General features: G+C 54.7%; 14 protein-coding genes. 5 read left to right on the top strand and 9 right to left on the bottom strand.

Translation table 11 applies throughout. The annotated features are described in order from the left end of the window. Position 1: 1 nt before the first annotated feature. From OHL19_RS20150 to OHL19_RS20130, 5 genes are all read right to left on the bottom strand, one after another. Positions 2-838, bottom strand: coding sequence for a TrbG/VirB9 family P-type conjugative transfer protein (locus OHL19_RS20150; RefSeq protein WP_263359632.1), 837 nt, complete (start codon positions 836-838; stop codon positions 2-4). A 37-nt stretch (positions 839-875) separates the two neighbouring features. Continuing rightward, the gene (locus OHL19_RS20145; protein WP_263359631.1) at positions 876-3,230 is read right to left on the bottom strand and encodes a VirB4 family type IV secretion system protein; all 2,355 of its coding nucleotides are present in this window, start codon (positions 3,228-3,230) and stop codon (positions 876-878) included. Further along, positions 3,214-3,474 carry a VirB3 family type IV secretion system protein gene (locus OHL19_RS20140; protein WP_263359630.1) on the bottom strand — a complete coding sequence of 87 codons (261 nt, stop codon included), beginning with the start codon at positions 3,472-3,474 and terminating at the stop codon, positions 3,214-3,216. Before OHL19_RS20140 ends, OHL19_RS20145 begins: the two co-directional genes overlap by 17 nt. An 11-nt stretch (positions 3,475-3,485) precedes the next feature. Then, positions 3,486-3,773, bottom strand: a complete 288-nt coding sequence (locus tag OHL19_RS20135) for a hypothetical protein (protein WP_396126816.1) — start codon at positions 3,771-3,773, stop codon at positions 3,486-3,488. A 246-nt stretch (positions 3,774-4,019) separates the two neighbouring features. Continuing rightward, positions 4,020-4,235, bottom strand: coding sequence for a hypothetical protein (locus OHL19_RS20130; RefSeq protein ID WP_263359629.1), 216 nt, complete (start codon positions 4,233-4,235; stop codon positions 4,020-4,022). A gap of 90 nt (positions 4,236-4,325) precedes the next feature. Here OHL19_RS20130 and OHL19_RS20125 point away from each other — a divergent pair, with 90 nt between their 5' ends. Further along, positions 4,326-4,547 carry a helix-turn-helix domain-containing protein gene (locus OHL19_RS20125; RefSeq protein WP_263359628.1) on the top strand — a complete coding sequence of 74 codons (222 nt, stop codon included), beginning with the start codon at positions 4,326-4,328 and terminating at the stop codon, positions 4,545-4,547. Positions 4,548-4,966: 419 nt separating this feature from the next. On the opposite strand, the gene OHL19_RS20120 is transcribed toward OHL19_RS20125, so the two are convergent. The 3 genes from OHL19_RS20120 to OHL19_RS20110 all read right to left on the bottom strand — a co-directional run bounded on the left by OHL19_RS20120 (position 4,967) and on the right by OHL19_RS20110 (position 7,200). Further along, a complete protein-coding gene (locus tag OHL19_RS20120; protein WP_263359627.1) occupies positions 4,967-5,479 on the bottom strand; it encodes a cupin domain-containing protein in 513 nt (170 codons plus the stop codon). A 208-nt stretch (positions 5,480-5,687) separates the two neighbouring features. Next, positions 5,688-6,596, bottom strand: coding sequence for a nucleotidyl transferase AbiEii/AbiGii toxin family protein (locus tag OHL19_RS20115; protein ID WP_263359626.1), 909 nt, complete (start codon positions 6,594-6,596; stop codon positions 5,688-5,690). Then, positions 6,586-7,200 (bottom strand): type IV toxin-antitoxin system AbiEi family antitoxin domain-containing protein, encoded by a 615-nt coding sequence (locus tag OHL19_RS20110; RefSeq protein ID WP_263359625.1) that lies wholly within the window; start codon positions 7,198-7,200, stop codon positions 6,586-6,588. Before OHL19_RS20110 ends, OHL19_RS20115 begins: the two co-directional genes overlap by 11 nt. A 353-nt stretch (positions 7,201-7,553) precedes the next feature. On the opposite strand from OHL19_RS20110, the gene OHL19_RS20105 reads away from it, so the two are divergent. The 4 genes from OHL19_RS20105 to OHL19_RS20090 all read left to right on the top strand — a co-directional run bounded on the left by OHL19_RS20105 (position 7,554) and on the right by OHL19_RS20090 (position 12,777). Further along, positions 7,554-9,977, top strand: coding sequence for a TonB-dependent receptor (locus OHL19_RS20105; RefSeq protein ID WP_263359624.1), 2,424 nt, complete (start codon positions 7,554-7,556; stop codon positions 9,975-9,977). 538 nt (positions 9,978-10,515) lie between these two features. Continuing rightward, positions 10,516-10,896 (top strand): hypothetical protein, encoded by a 381-nt coding sequence (locus tag OHL19_RS20100; RefSeq protein ID WP_263359623.1) that lies wholly within the window; start codon positions 10,516-10,518, stop codon positions 10,894-10,896. Between the two features lie 172 nt (positions 10,897-11,068). Further along, a complete protein-coding gene (locus tag OHL19_RS20095; protein WP_263359622.1) occupies positions 11,069-12,202 on the top strand; it encodes an ImmA/IrrE family metallo-endopeptidase in 1,134 nt (377 codons plus the stop codon). After that, entirely contained in the window at positions 12,199-12,777 is a 579-nt protein-coding gene (locus OHL19_RS20090; protein WP_263359621.1) for a calpain family cysteine protease, read from the top strand. The genes OHL19_RS20095 and OHL19_RS20090 overlap by 4 nt, the downstream gene beginning before the upstream one ends. Positions 12,778-12,937: 160 nt before the next feature. On the opposite strand, the gene OHL19_RS20085 is transcribed toward OHL19_RS20090, so the two are convergent. Continuing rightward, a complete protein-coding gene (locus tag OHL19_RS20085) occupies positions 12,938-14,683 on the bottom strand; it encodes an SIR2 family protein (RefSeq protein ID WP_263359620.1) in 1,746 nt (581 codons plus the stop codon). Positions 14,684-14,691: the final 8 nt, after the last annotated feature.

Genomic DNA, 14,691 nt, shown 5'->3' with positions numbered 1-14,691 from the left:
GCTAGTTCCTCTCTCCGGCCCGATGGAACTCAACCTTCTGCTTGCCGATGGCGAGATAGCCGCTCACTAACTCTTTCGGCACGGTGTACAGCCCGTTGTTGTAGTCGAAGTTGATGAGCGAGGGCTTTTTGTCCTTTACCTCATACAGAGCCGGGGTCTCCTGAAACTGCCCACGAAGGTACGTGAACTTGTCATCGCGCCAAATCTGCTGAATGCCAAGCGCCGCGCCCTTTTTCTGATCCCAGGCATAATCAAAGCGCAGCGTGCCGGGATAGCTTGCTTTGAAAGTCTCGGCGGCGGCAGCGACCGCCTTGTGGTCTGCCTCTGCCGCTTTCTTCGCGTCGTCGGCCTCCTTCCTGAGCTGGGCCTCCTTCGCCTCTGCCTCCGCTGCCGGGACAAACATCGGCGGCTTTGCGATGTTGTCGGCGGACTTCGAATCGCTCGACGAGATATTGATCTTCGAGTCGAAATGCGGATTGTCCTTGTCGCTCGAAATCTCGCGCAACTCAATCGTGTATTCGTTGCCGTGATCGGAGACGATGTGAACATCGGTCGTCCCATCCGCTATCTTCGGCTTGATGGAGACGTATCGAGAGGCAACGTGGCCTGCGTCAAATATCCAACTGTTCGTATCGCCGCCGAATACGGTTACGACCTTCTCCCCTGCGGGCAGCTCAAACAGCGTCGATTGGAGCAGGCCGACGCGGACCACAGGTGGAGGTGCGGAGTCGGTGATGACGAGAGTGCGAGGAGCACTGGGCTGGAGATGGGGAGTCTGAGCGAAACCCGCCGTGCTGATGGCTGCGGCGGTTATGAGCAGGAGCGGGCGTGGCGTCATGATTGATCCTCTTTCGGGTTTTGAGAATTGGTTGGTGCTATGCCGTCTCGCCCTGGGCGAAACGTTCGATACCTTCGTGGAGTCCGTACATCTCGACCAGCTTGGAACGTCTGACCCTGTCCTTCGGCTTGGTTGAAAACTTCGCATAGCTGCGGGCGTCGAGGTTGAGCGTGATGACCTTCGTGATCCCGTCACGACGCACATACAGACCTTCACGCGGACGCAGGCTCTCGAAGAGGTCTAGCTGCTCCTTGCTCAACTTGAATAACTCGCCATAGACCTTGCGATTGAACGTCGCATCAGGAAGGAAAAGGAACGACGTGCAGGAGTTCACAATCGAGTCGGCATTCTCGCCAAGGTCCGCTGCGGATGTACCGATCATGGTCAAGCCGCCGAGATTCTTCCGCACCATCTTGATCGAACTCAGGGCGCTTTCCAGGAGTTGCTTGTTCTTCATGTTCGAGAAAATCTCTTCGATCAATACGTGCTTGGGAACGCCCCAATTCGTTGGGTTGTAGACGATCTCGTCGATGCGGTGCAAAAGCCAAACCATCAACGGTTCGATCAGGTCCGCGTACTGCTTATTGTTGACTCCTTGAAAATCAAAGCACTGCAATCGCGACAAGCGCAGGCTGTCCTCTGTATTGTCGAAAACTGCATGGTAGACACCCTGGTCCTTCCACTTCGTCATGTAGCGGTCGAGATGCTTGGGAAGAGTGAGGTTCCCAAGCCGCCGCATGGCTTGCGGCAAGTTATAAATGCCCTTTACGGACTTGAAAACCTCGTCATCATCCTCGGGGCCTATTGTCGCGCCGGAGTTAGTGAGCAATAACTTGATGAACGAATGAAGGAAGGCAATGTTGATCTCGGTCGGTTCAAGCGCGAACGGATTGATGTGTGGCCCATCCTTGCCTACCCGCTCGATCCTTCCGCCGTACAACTCCACGACGCTCTCGTAGCTGCCCCCGATATCGAAAATGAAGGTGAACCCACCGTACTTCTGCTCAAGGCTCAACATCTGGTTCGCGTGGACGCTTTTGCCCGTACCCGTGGGGCCGATGATGAGCTGCACACGCACACCGTTCACATAGGCATCTTGGAAGTAGGGCGTCCGCGTCCGCGTCTCGAAGATGTTGAGGTACTCCGCCTCAAGATCGTCCGAATACGTGTGGCCGAGATGTGGCGCGAAGATGCTGGAGAGCCGCGCATGATGGTCCTCGCGCAGCCACAGCGGATACACGTTGAATTGTCGGTTGCCCGGAAACATGGCGTAGAACGCCGAGAGATTGCCGTAGGTCTCCTCGATGATCGGGGCGCGCGCATCCACAAATAGCCGATGCACGGCGGGCGTCGCTGCGCGCAACTCCGCGGCGGTGTTGGCGGCGAGCAGCAGCCGCAGGGCATAGTCCCCCTGGCTCAACTTATCGAGGGAAGAGACGACTTCTGAGAGATTGTCCACGTTGCCGGCGACGGCCTTCGCCGTGGCCGTGTTTTCAAGCGGCGCGGTATTCCTGCCGCTCATCAGGCGTTGGAACGGAGACAGCTTAAAGAACTCAAGAAACTTTTCTTGATTCGTTACTTCTTTACGGGTGGCGCTGTCGGGCCGGGGTCGCCATACCGAGCACAGAACGCTGTCGCAGTCGAGATCCATCAAGTTCGTGAACAGGCACGGACGCGAAATCTCCGGCGTATTGATGAGGGGAAACATCTGTACATAGCGGCGTCCGATGCGGAGGTGATCGCTGTGCCATTCAACCGGAGCGTGTACGAGCTGGCGGTCCACGCCGTCGTCCGTGCGGAGACGGACATCGGAAGCCCACTCCTCAAGATTGAAGAGATAGCTGAAAAACTGAAACGCTTGGTCTTTGCCGAGCAGCTTGAGACCAATCGAATCGCTCATGTGCGATTCGAGGATGGTTGCTGCCTTCTCAAGATCGAATAGCTGCCGGTCCGTCGCAATCCTCTGTTCCTTCGGCTTGCGGCCCAGCGGATTCGCGGTATCCGGTTCAACTGTCAGAGACCAGTGGAGGTCGATACGCCGGAACCGGGCAGTCTGATTAAGAAACTTAGCCCGGTCGCTGGCAAAGGACTCCGTGACCGGGCTGGGGTATTTCTCCTGCCGTGGGAGATCGAAGCCGGAGATGACGCGGGCGTACTGGTAGAGGCAGGAGCCTTGGGGGAGTCCACGCAAGGCGGCTTCGACGCCACGAACGCGAACGTCCAAGTCCTCATCAGTGCGGCTCTCGGGGTCGATACCGTCCAGTGAGAACAGGCATCCGTATCCACCGCCCTTGAGGGCGAAGATGCGGTGGCCGACGAAGTGTGAAATCGGAAGTATGCTCGTCGCCGCGCCAGCTTTGGTAAACCAGGGAGAGTTATTTGCGTGGGTCATAGTAGCTCCTCTGTTTCAAGCTCAGAGACCAGAGTTGGAACATCTTGGGGTGCTTGCGAACGACCAGCCACGCGCCGAGTAGCAAGGCGGGAAAGCTGAAGATGGCAAGCCATTTGAAACCGGCGAGGAAAACCGTCACCGTGACGAAAACAATGGACATCCACGCTGACAGTTCGAGACCTAATTTGGTCCTGGGTCGATTCAGTGCGCCATTGATTGGTAACGGTTCTCCACGCTTCGCCATCGATGCACCTCCTACATCGATTGACCTGTTAAACTGCCTATCCAACCGGCTCCCCAACCGAGCACTCCGGCACCGAATAGCGCACCGAAGAGTCCTGGGATAGCGTCTTGAAAACGTCCGCTCATCATGCGGATTCCGGCGAAGATGAGTCCGCCGAAACAGATAACAGCACCCGCATAAATCGCAAAAGTTTTGAAGGTTGTCATCAGCGTTTGCGCCCCGGAGAAGTCCATCGTTCCTTGAGCGTGCGCCACACCCACGAGGGAAAGAGCGATGAGAGTGGGGGCGACCACGCGGATGGCGTGGGAAAGGGTTTGCTTGAGAGAACGCTCCGCCCGCCGATTGGCAGGCCGAACGAGCAGCCGAAAGGAAGTCTTATCCAGTCGGGGGAAACGGCGGAATCGATTCACGTTGCACCTCCGCTGACATCACTGCGTCAGCATGGCGCAAAGCTAAGTGCCAGCCTCGAATCGAGTCCAATGATTTCTAGGGAGAGGGTTATTCCATTTGGGAATAATGGAGGGATACAACAGACTGTAAATCCCCTATAGCTCGTAATCGCGGAGCACCTTGGGCGTGCCAACGCCGCACTGATAGTGCGAGGCCGTTACTGCGGGAGGATGAGACACGCAGCAGGAGAATGATGTCCCGTCGGTAAGCTCTATCTGGATTTCCGTTCCGTCGCTTGCATGCTTATAGATGCGTAACGTATTGATAGTCTTCCCGGATAGTTCGGAGCATTCCACGTAATCTTGCTTCATGTTCTCAAACCTCGCTCAAATTAGATGCCAAGCCCATTATCACACTCATAGTGTGTAGACTCATAGTGGTCACACTCCAAGTATGGAAGAGTGACCACTCGTTCCATCAGATCTCGGTTTGGCACCTCATTACGCAGACTTCGCGAGGAACGAGGCTATTCCCAAGAAGAACTCGCTGAACGGGCTGGACTGCATCGCAACTACGTTGGGAGCGTTGAGCGAGGTGAACGAAACGTGGCTTTAGAAAATATCGTAAAGCTCTCGAAAGCTCTTTCCGTCGCCCCAAGAGAACTTTTCACGGATTTTTCCTGAAACTGCTTCCAGAATAAGCGTCGCCAATCGTGCAACAGTCTGTTGCACGATTCGATTATCGCGGCGCTGCCGAGACAATCGAATTCTCTCGCTATTAGGTCTTGGGATTTGCCGACAAAACCGTCACAGATTCCTACGATTGATCGCCGACCGTATGTGTGTGAAGCAGGGGGCAGCTTACGTCAATCTCTGTGACTCTATGGAAGCGATGTACTCGTCTATAGCCTTAGGCGGCTTCTTAAGGCTCTTGCGGTGATTTTCCGCCATCTCGACGACCAACCTTGGGACAAGATGATCTGTAGCCGCGCGGCAGTGTGTCACTTCTGAAGGAATATCGTGGTGGAGCAGGCAGAATCGGAACCGGTACCGCCTGCTCCTTCCTAGAGCAATGCGTTTTTTTCGCATTGTGGCTTCGGTAACTACCCGAGTTGGATTCCAATGGCAGCATTTTCTTCAGGAGAACCCATCCAGTAAGAATATTTGGCGGCTGCAGCAAACAGATGCTGCATCTCTTCCTGAGAAGGCGGCGCGGGCTGCTGACTGTTGGCTGGCTTGACGACTTCGCGGAAGAACCCGTACAACTGGTCCTGTGTGATCATCACAGTGGTTGCTGGGCTGGACGATGTATTGCGCAACGCGTGCTTTATATTGCCCGGAACGGCGATGATATCGCCAACACCAGTTGTCGACCACCCTCGCTGGGCGCCGCTCTCCTGATAGACCTCCAACTTACCTTCAAGCACGTAGAAGATTTCCGGCTCCTCGTGGCTATGGAGTGGGACCACGATGCCGGGAGGAAGGGTACCCTGATAAACACTGATCTTTCCACTAGCTTGTTCAGGTGCGATCAAAAACTGTAACTGGACACCAAAGATGTCAAAGGTCTGCCTATTAGATGTAACAGACTCGTGCGTTTCTGTCGTGATGCTCATCCTTATCTCCTAAGGCCAAATAATTGGCCTAGATTGATGACACTCCTGACACGGAATTAACGCGTATCCATTGCTTCGAACCTGTGTCCGAACATCTGGAGATCATCGAGGTGGCAATCGCCTGTGGATTCGAGACATCACAACATTTCGTCCCGGTATTCCAGAAACTCTGCAGCATTATCATTCGGCGTCGCCGGCACATCCGAAGCTATTTAGTGCGGATTGACCAAGGGCCGCCAGAAGTCCAGTAGGCATCTGTACTGGATGGGATCGTCAATGGAACCAGGAAGCTACGCAAGTCTGCGATCAACGTAAGCAGATCATTCGGCGCAGCGTTCATATGCTCGCGTTTGAGAAAGGCTTTCCACTGCGCACCCCACTGCTCCCCATATTGATCCGTCAAGCCTGTGGGTATACCAGTTGGCATGGGAGTCTCCCGTTGCTCAAAGGTTCGTTGCACAGCAGCGAACAAAGCAGCACGATCCAATTCAAAGGTTCGGGAAATCAGCCAAAGGTCATAGAAGTCTTTAAGCCGACTATTGGCAATCCCCAGCGTCACCATAGCGTTGAACTTTTCCGCAATTACGGTTTCAACCGGATAAGCGCGAAGATGCGGTGCTGGGGAATCGAGGAGAGCGGGGTAGTCGATCTCGACAGGCCCCGGCGTGATGACATCTCCAAAGCCGATGTCTACCTGAATGGGGATGCGTGCGCCGTCGATGATTGCCTGGGTACGGACTCGGACCCCGCCATACTCAATATCTTCCCGGATTGGTGCGGCCGTAAGGCCCTCGACGTCGAAGGTCACACCGTCGTCAGGAACAGAAGTTGAGCATATGGCTTTGAAGGTATCAGCAAGTGCTTCCGGGGTGCTCGCTCCATAGCCGAGTAGATCCAAGTCCCGCGTTGGCCGGAAGGGATCGGGGAGCCATGTCACAAAGAGCAATGCGCCTTTGAGGATAAAGCGCTCGCTGTGTACAGAGACACTAAGCCGGTAGAGCAGTCTCTCCAGTGCGTATCGTGTCAGAAGAATTTGATAATCAGAGCCTTCCGCTCGTGAGCGAGCGAGAAGCCTGGCCCGTACCGAAGCGCCGACGTTGCGAGTTTCACGCGGCATCGGATACCACCGTTTCAACATAGGGGCGCATGATTGTCCAGGCCCGGGCCTTCTTTGCATATTGCCAGAGCTGATCCGGCGTACATTTACGATGTCGAATGCCCTCGCGGAGCCCTTCTATGGCAACGTCGATGCCGATCTTGTTGCGATAACGGAAGCAGTCCACGATGGTTCGCGCAGGATTCGTAATCGGGACTTCGCGAGATTGAATGGGATACATCTCTACTCCCTCGGTGATAGCCCATCCGCTAAACCGCACAAAGCGAATGGGAGGATAGCTGATCGTTGGCCGCCATGCTGTACGTTCGATTGCCATCCACACGGCAGAAGGCATCTGGAGCGTCAGCTCATGGAATTGAAGAGCGGAGATGAGGCACACGATTCCTTTCGGCACGAGCACGGCAGCTTCGGCAAGCATGTAGGCTGCTTCAATCGGAGTATCTGGAAGCTGGTAAAGCCCGCGTGCGGGGCGGATGACTTGCTCCTCTCTGAGCAGTCGCGCCAGCGTCTCCGGTTCAATGTCCTCAGCGATAAAGTCCCTAAGACGAAGCATTCCTCTGGATTTTAGGAGATCGAGAGCACGGGTTCTCTGAGTGGCAATCATGTTACAAATCCTATGCTTTTTAATATATTAGCATAGGTTTTGTCACGGAGACGATTGACTGCCCCCAGCGCTTGCCCACACAGTGGGCAGTTAACCACGATCGTTTTATAAAGGGAACTTGTGTATCCAGGGCAGGGAGCCATGACGGCAGTATGGCGAATAAGGGGACACTCAGCTAAGTGTGGACAGGGTTATCGCGAGCGGCGCCCGACAAATAAATGACATCTTGGCGACAACTTCCAGACAATTCCCCGCAGGTCTTCATATAAGACTGATTAGGTCGTAATTAAATAAGACTGATTCGGTCGCAATCTAAACCTTTTCTAACAAACGGTCTAAGGAAGAACATCGTCATGATCCGAACCTGTAGTGTCGCTGGCCATCCCAGAAGAATCACTTTCCTCCTCCTCGTTCTCTTCTCCCTCGTCAAAGCAAGCACGGCCCAGAATATCGCGCTTACCGGCAAAGTCGTCGACCCCTCCAACGCAGCGGTGGTGAATGCACAGGCCACCCTGACGAACAATGGGAGCCACGCTATACGGCACGCAATTACGAATCAGGCAGGTGTCTATACCTTTCCCTCTGTTGCGCCAGGCACCTACAACCTGACGGTGGAAGCCAACAACTTTACCCGGTATGAGAACACCACCCTCACGGTTAACGCTGCGCAGGATATGACCGTCGATGTCAGATTGCTGTTAAGCCCCGTGTCACAGTCGGTCACGGTGAGCGACGACCATGAGTCGCTACTGGAAGTCCCGACGCTGGGTAAAACCGGCACGAAGCTGGAGGATATCCCGGGCAGCATTCAGGTGATCTCGCGCGAGGTGCTTGCGGAACAGGGCGCGACGATGCTGCGACAGTCGATGTCAAATGCCAGTGGCGTCAACTATGGCGGCCAGGACAGCAAAGGGTTTTACGATCACTTTTTGATTCGCGGACTCAATGCCACGATTTTTAGCGACGGCTTTACGGACGGCGATCAGCTGGGCGGCCTTTCGCACTCGCTGAATGGTGTGGCGCGAGTGGAGGTACTGGAAGGGCCGGGTTCGGCTCTGTTCGGCAGCGGCGCGCCTGGTGGCACGATCAATATCGTTCACTACACGCCTTCGTCGGAACGGCACTTCGGGGCCGGGCTGACAGGAGGCTCGTTCGGAACGATCTCGAACTACGACTATGTCACTGGACCGACCGGCATCGCAGGCTTGAACTATCGAGTAGACACTACGTTCTCGCACGCTGATGGCTTCCGCTCCCTGAGCAGCCATGACTACGAGGTAAGACCAACTCTTGAGTGGCAGTCGAAGAACCATATTCTCGACATCGCCGTCGATGCTCGCCATACTCACGACACGCCGGACTCTTACGGCATCCTCTACGTCAACGGCACGCCGGCCACCAACGTCTCCATCAACGCAAAATACTCCACTCCGTTTGCTTCCGCGAACCAGACCTTCGTTCGCCCGACCATTACGGACACGTGGCATGTCAACGACATCCTGACGATCAACAACCGCTTCTCGTATCTGTTTCGCCAACTCAACGCGCTGGGCAATGGTGACAGCACAAAGACGAAGTTCAGCGGAGGAGAAGTCGTTGGCCGGCAGCTTCGTGAGCAACGCGACACCGACGGCAGCTATGACTACCAGTTCGAGCCGGTATGGAAGCTAAAGACCGGCCCGATCCATCACACGCTACTGACCGGCTTCGAGTACCTGAGACAGACGATTACGACGAACAGAAGCACAGCGGATCTTCCCAATATTCCTGATGCGCTCCATCCGGTGCCGCCTGAAACTTCTTTGGCCGGGATCACGTTCCTGTGCGATGCGTCACATAACTGCAATAACGATCAGCTCTGGGCGAACTTCTACAGCGTGTATGCAACCGACCAGGTGGACCTCACGGAGAAGTTGAAGCTCCGTGTCGGTGTGCGTGGCGACTTCTTCGACTCCTTTCTGCTACCGCTCAGCGCGGGATCAGGCGGCGTCAACCAGGAAGGCCAACCCTTGACCCCGAACGTTGTGGAGAGCCGCCATGACAAGCCGGTCAGTTGGAACGCCGGGTTGTTGTACAAGGCAACTTCCTCGATTGTGCCTTACTTTGGAGCATCCAGCAGCCATCTTTCCAATTTCAGCTCTGAGAATACACAGGACGGTATTGGCGAGCCGGAGTCGGCAATCCAGTATGAGGCCGGTGTAAAGTTTCCGCTCCTTCATGACCGCGTCGCGCTGAATACAGCAGTCTTCAATGTCTCGCGCAATAACGTTGCCACGCCAGTGACGCTCCCCGGAGGGCTTGAGGGCGTGGTATTTGATAGCCAACGCACGAGGGGTTTTGAAGCTTCGTTCGACGGCAAGGTGACGGAACAGTGGCATGTGCTGGCGAACACGACCTATCAAAATGCAGTCATCACGGACAATCCGCAGGGCATCACCGCGCAGGGCAATCATCCGCAGGGCGCTCCGGCGCACATTGCCAATCTTTGGTCGACGTATGACTTTGCGAAAGCCGGTTTGCGGGGACTCAAGGTAGGTGGCGGGTTGAACTATCTTGGCAAAACCTTCAGCGACACTACGAATGTGAACTCCGCGCCGTCGTACGTGATCGGCAAGGCCACGGTCAGCTATGACAAATCTGCGTGGAATTTTCATCTGAACGTGGACAACTTCACTAACCAGCGGTACTTTATTGCTGCGAATGCCGCCGGAGCCTACGTGGGCAATACTGCCTCCGTCTATGGAGGGATCATCTGGAACTCTGGCTCTCATAGATGAGATAAGGACATATATTTGCATCTTATTGCGCCTTTGGCTCCGCCCCATAGGGGGTAGGCTCCCGAAATATGGCGTCGCTTTCGCATATGAGAGGACTGGGTCCGTTCTAACCGGGACCCGGCATCGGAGGCGACGCCGATGGTATAGATATCGCAACAACATTTCTCGATGAGCGAATAATCGCCGATGAACTCATCGAAGACGAATTGGTAGGCGGAAGCCAGCAGGTGAGCAGGGATTTTGGCTGACCTCTGCCGGAGTTCGGCAGAGATCTGCGGCGACCTGGAATGGCAACTATTAGATAATTATATGGATAAGCTGCGATCCTTTGAAAGACGAGGGTGCCGACGGGTGCCAGAGTGCAGATGGTTCGAGAGAAGCCGTTGCTCTTCACTTATCCTGCTTTGGCTCGCAAAGCAGACCTGTTTCGTTTTGTCACTGTGTTGAACGCTTGAATTCGCTTACACGGTGGACTATCAAATGGGATGAGCCTCCGAAATTCAAGCGAGACCGCGGTTGTAAAATGGAGCCCTGAGGCTTGGGAGTAAAGGTCATCTTACTGGTCTCAATGTGGGTCTCGGTTGGAGGAGTCAGCAGTACCGATCATGTTGCCTCGCGCATTTCGGTGAAGGTGCAGGAGAAAGTACAGATGACAACGACGATCAATAGCGAAACCAAGAATTTCCCGCAACCCGCTTCATCAACATGCCTTGCCACGCGGCACGGTGAGAAGGGGGCCAAGGCAAAGCATCATCTTGGGAAAGCAAATAAGAACGGATGGTTTAGAGCGACGTTGCAGCGGGGCCGTGGTCGGTATTGCTCTCCTCCAGCCGGAAAAGACAGCATTGAAGTACAAAGCGGTGACTTCCCACGTGCGACGATATTGAGGTTCAATTCCTCTTACCCGCGCCACTTCTAGAACGGCCCGCTGCACTAGCGGGCCGTTTCCCCTTATGATGAGCGTTTGTCAGTACTGTTTCTGAAGCAGCCGACCGCAGGGCCATTGCGACGGTAACTGTATGATGGGTGAGCCTATAAACTGCTGAGAAACGGAACGAAAGCTGTATTGACTGGCCGTTGAGGCGCCACGAATGTCCTTTGATCGCGCAGCCTTCGCAGACAAGATCCGCCGCTCCATGGAGCATTTGGATGTCGAGGATAACGAAGTAGTAGCCAGCACCGGCATACCGGATGCCCGGTTCGCAGTCTTACGGGCTGGGGGCGCAGATCCTACCGGTGATGAAGTACTCATCCTTGCTGACTATTTCGACTGCGATTACAAGTTCTTCATATCCAATGAGCGGCTCGCCGCCTTTGAGGAGACGGACAGCTTATATCGAAAGCATGGCGATCTCTTCAGCAAGTCAGATCGGCGATCTCTTCAGCAATTTTTATATCTCTGCGAATGCGAATCATGGCTCTGGAAAAGCAATGCTTATCGGTCGGACTCGTTCCACTTCTCACCGCAGGGTAGTAATTTCAAGAGGCAGGGGCAGACTGCTGCTAGCGCGCTGAGGGTTCATTTCGGATACCAAGATGACCAGATTCCTTCCGATTTGTTCAGGGATTTGCGGAAGCTCGGAATCCACGTATTTAGGCGGAAATTAGAAAATTCGAGCATTTCCGGGGTGATGATCCGTCACCCGGAAGCGGGTCGATGCATCCTCGTCAATTACGACGAAGATGTCTATCGGCAACGCTTTACTGCCGCCCATGAGTTGGCGCATGCACTGATGGAAGACAGCGAGTTTAACGTTTCGCTGACCAGAGACGGGTCGAATCTCATGGAAGTGCGTGCTAACGCTTTCGCTTCTCACTACCTGGTCCCCCCTGCGTTTGCACGCGCGGTGCTATCTCGCGTAGCCACTTGGGATGACACCGCCATCACCGAGTGGGCGAAGCGCCTAAAGGTAAGCACCGAAGTTCTCAGAATCTCACTGAAAGATCTGGGGATTATTGACAACATCATCTTCGATCAACTGAAGGGATCAAGAGTGCCACGACACCAGAAAGTCGATCCGGAGATCGGGTCGGAAACTGGCCGCACTCGTGATCGAAAGCTTTCGCTTCTTCAACGCGGACTCTCAATGCACTACGTTAGCGAGTGCCTGGAGGCCCTAGACGGGGGGCGAATTTCTCACGCGCGGGCCGCCGAGATGCTAATGGTCCGAGAGGATGAAATGGGAGAGATAAAAGCCCTTTTCACCCTGACTGGAACACAATGAGCCCGTACGCAACGTTCATGCTGCTCAACGTCGCTGATACCTGTGCGCTGTGGAATATCTTGGGAAGCGGCTGTCTCTATCGCGCGTCACGAAACGCGCGAATATCGATCAGTTCTACACAGTTCGTTCACTATGAGTGCTTCCACAAGCGCGGCGGAAATTCTCCAGAATGGCAGGAACTCCGGAGCCGACTCCGCGAGCGGATGAAGGATGGTGAGATTCGATTCTGGGATATCGACTTGGAAGATCTGCAAGAACTCGCGGCACTGGAGGAGCGGAAGGCCATTAGTAAAGGTGAACTGTCGTCCATCGTCTTTGCTAAGAGAACCGCGCAAAGCTTTCTGTCCGACGATGGCCAAGCGAAGAAGCTGGCACGAACCGTCATGGCCGAAAACGCCATCCAAGATACTCCACATCTCTGTGCCTGGCTGTGCATACACGATGTAATACATGAGAGTGATGAACAAACGATTCGCGCAGAATTGGCGGCGCTGAACCGCGCTTTGGAGCCGCACTTACACAACGCTTTTTTGAAGGCATTAGAGTACAAGCTAATGAAACAGATGGAAAGTTAACCAAGCCAACGTGTAGAGGGCACGTAGGGTAGGCGGATAGGCGTCTAATTAATTTTCGCTTCAAGTCGGTTTGTCAGTAACAGTCAGGAATACCGTTGGACCTCCTTTCTCTCACCGCTCAACCGAAGATCTCCTGTATCAGTTCTTGCTGGTTGGCTAATCACCACCGCGCTCGAGAAGCGCAATCGGTTTTGTGTCTTTCATGCACCTCATCAAAGCGCTCTAGGTTCGCGAATATGCCTGCCTTTACGATCGGCCAGTCTACTCCAAGGCGGTCGCGGTCGGCCTTCATGGTAGTCCGAACATTCTTTCCCAAGGAATCGCGGAACGCCCATTTCCCGAACCAGCCACATACCCAGCCCTCATCGGATGCCATCCGATCGTCCGTCACGATTAGCGAACCGAGAAACTCAAAGAAATCAAATAAATCGTCAAAGTCTTGAACGCCGGGCAGCTGCTTTGCGACGACAGCAGAAAAAAGACCGTGAACCCGCTCACTGTAGGGAACATAGAAATTCTTCCCCAATATCCGGTTGAGTGTGTCCTTATCCAGGATGCCTTGCAGGCCGAGACGCGGCAGCGCTAATCCCACACGTCGGTTCAGGTCCACTGCGCTTGTCCGAAAGTCGCGTGTCAGGAATCGCAGGCCTTCGTATCGTTCGGCTGCCAGAAGTCCAAGTCCCGCTGCATAAAACACTAAAGCCGCGGGATAAAGCTGTAGGTCTAACCATCCGGTTGTGCCGTTGAATCCGGTTCCTGTCACCATCAAGCGTTCAACGACAGAGGTGAGCAATCGAAGCGATGATTGATCTCCCCAATACGCAACATTGATGATGACCGGGATTAGCCTTTGGGTTATGGTTTCGTACAACTCAATACGTTTTAGGTAGAGGTCGTCGGTGAACTTTGCATTGACTGAAAGTTGCTTCGCGGCATTGACGACTTGGTCCGTCTCAGCCATGACCAGATCATGTAGCTGAATGCGATAGCGATCCTCTGCGACGTAGCGCTTCGCAGCGCGAACGGCGAGTTCGACCGAAAGTGGATGCGGTGTGTCGAAACTCTCAAGCGACTCAAGCTTTTCATTGAGTTGGACGAAGAAACTGTCCGCAGAGGTAACTTCGACCTTCTGTGCGAGACGAGAATGGATCACTTGTTCCGCCTCGGCGCTGAGGCTACCCACGTAGCTCCAGAGGGTTGTGAAGCGTCGGTTCGGTGTCCTCATGATGGCATCCCGGAGAGCGACGTCCCACGTCGCAGACCAACCGCTTACTATAAGCCCGTAATCATCGAGTACCCGATCCAAGAGCCCCCGCGTGGTTTCGTCATAGTCCGTCAGCTCCGCCACTGTATTGCGGAGGCGACCATCCCTGTAGTCACCATGCAGCTTAATAATGGTGCACGCACTGTGCGCCAGCGGCATGGCACCGTGCACTGCATCTGGCGTAGATAGGATGCTTGGGCTAACCCCCTCAGCCTCCAAGGCTCGCTCCAACAAACGGTCGAAATTCGTAGTCAGGAGGACGCGGAAGTAGCCGCGCTTGACCATCTTGGCGATGGCCACATGCGCGGCGGTGGGTTTCGCCGCCGGTCCATCTTCGTCCTCACCTGACTCGAAGTAACGGGCTAGCGCGGCGGTCCGTTCTGCCGGGGAAGTCGCAAGGTGCTCAAGCAAGTCGGAATAGCTCGGCTCGCATCTGAAATTGGCTCGAAACCAGGCTTCCGGGTCAGCATCGCATTGTTCGGTCTGAGAGCGCATTACGGCGATCCTGCGAATGAGGTCGAGCGTCACTTCCCATCCGGTTGGGACATTAGCCGCACGCGAGATTCCGGAGCCCAGGAGGAGCGCGTATACCCCTTTGCTATTGTGAATGGCGAACGCGGTGGAAGTAAGTGGATCGAGCATGACCTCCA

The organism is Acidicapsa ligni (assembly GCF_025685655.1).
Lineage (GTDB): Bacteria > Acidobacteriota > Terriglobia > Terriglobales > Acidobacteriaceae > Acidicapsa > Acidicapsa ligni.
Note: the sequence above shows the minus strand (reverse complement) of the source record. Positions and strands in the feature narration are given on the sequence as shown.

What these genes read in the sequence shown, in the direction of transcription:
- OHL19_RS20090 (WP_263359621.1), top strand. Translation starts at nt 12,199, where the DNA reads ATGAGCCCGTACGCAACGTTCATGCTGCTCAACGTCGCTGATACCTGT.
- OHL19_RS20110 (WP_263359625.1), bottom strand. Translation starts at nt 7,200, where the DNA reads ATGATTGCCACTCAGAGAACCCGTGCTCTCGATCTCCTAAAATCCAGA.
- OHL19_RS20085 (WP_263359620.1), bottom strand. Translation starts at nt 14,683, where the DNA reads ATGCTCGATCCACTTACTTCCACCGCGTTCGCCATTCACAATAGCAAA.
- OHL19_RS20130 (WP_263359629.1), bottom strand. Translation starts at nt 4,235, where the DNA reads ATGAAGCAAGATTACGTGGAATGCTCCGAACTATCCGGGAAGACTATC.
- OHL19_RS20095 (WP_263359622.1), top strand. Translation starts at nt 11,069, where the DNA reads ATGTCCTTTGATCGCGCAGCCTTCGCAGACAAGATCCGCCGCTCCATG.
- OHL19_RS20145 (WP_263359631.1), bottom strand. Translation starts at nt 3,230, where the DNA reads ATGACCCACGCAAATAACTCTCCCTGGTTTACCAAAGCTGGCGCGGCG.
- OHL19_RS20115 (WP_263359626.1), bottom strand. Translation starts at nt 6,596, where the DNA reads ATGCCGCGTGAAACTCGCAACGTCGGCGCTTCGGTACGGGCCAGGCTT.
- OHL19_RS20120 (WP_263359627.1), bottom strand. Translation starts at nt 5,479, where the DNA reads ATGAGCATCACGACAGAAACGCACGAGTCTGTTACATCTAATAGGCAG.
- OHL19_RS20140 (WP_263359630.1), bottom strand. Translation starts at nt 3,474, where the DNA reads ATGGCGAAGCGTGGAGAACCGTTACCAATCAATGGCGCACTGAATCGA.
- OHL19_RS20105 (WP_263359624.1), top strand. Translation starts at nt 7,554, where the DNA reads ATGATCCGAACCTGTAGTGTCGCTGGCCATCCCAGAAGAATCACTTTC.
- OHL19_RS20150 (WP_263359632.1), bottom strand. Translation starts at nt 838, where the DNA reads ATGACGCCACGCCCGCTCCTGCTCATAACCGCCGCAGCCATCAGCACG.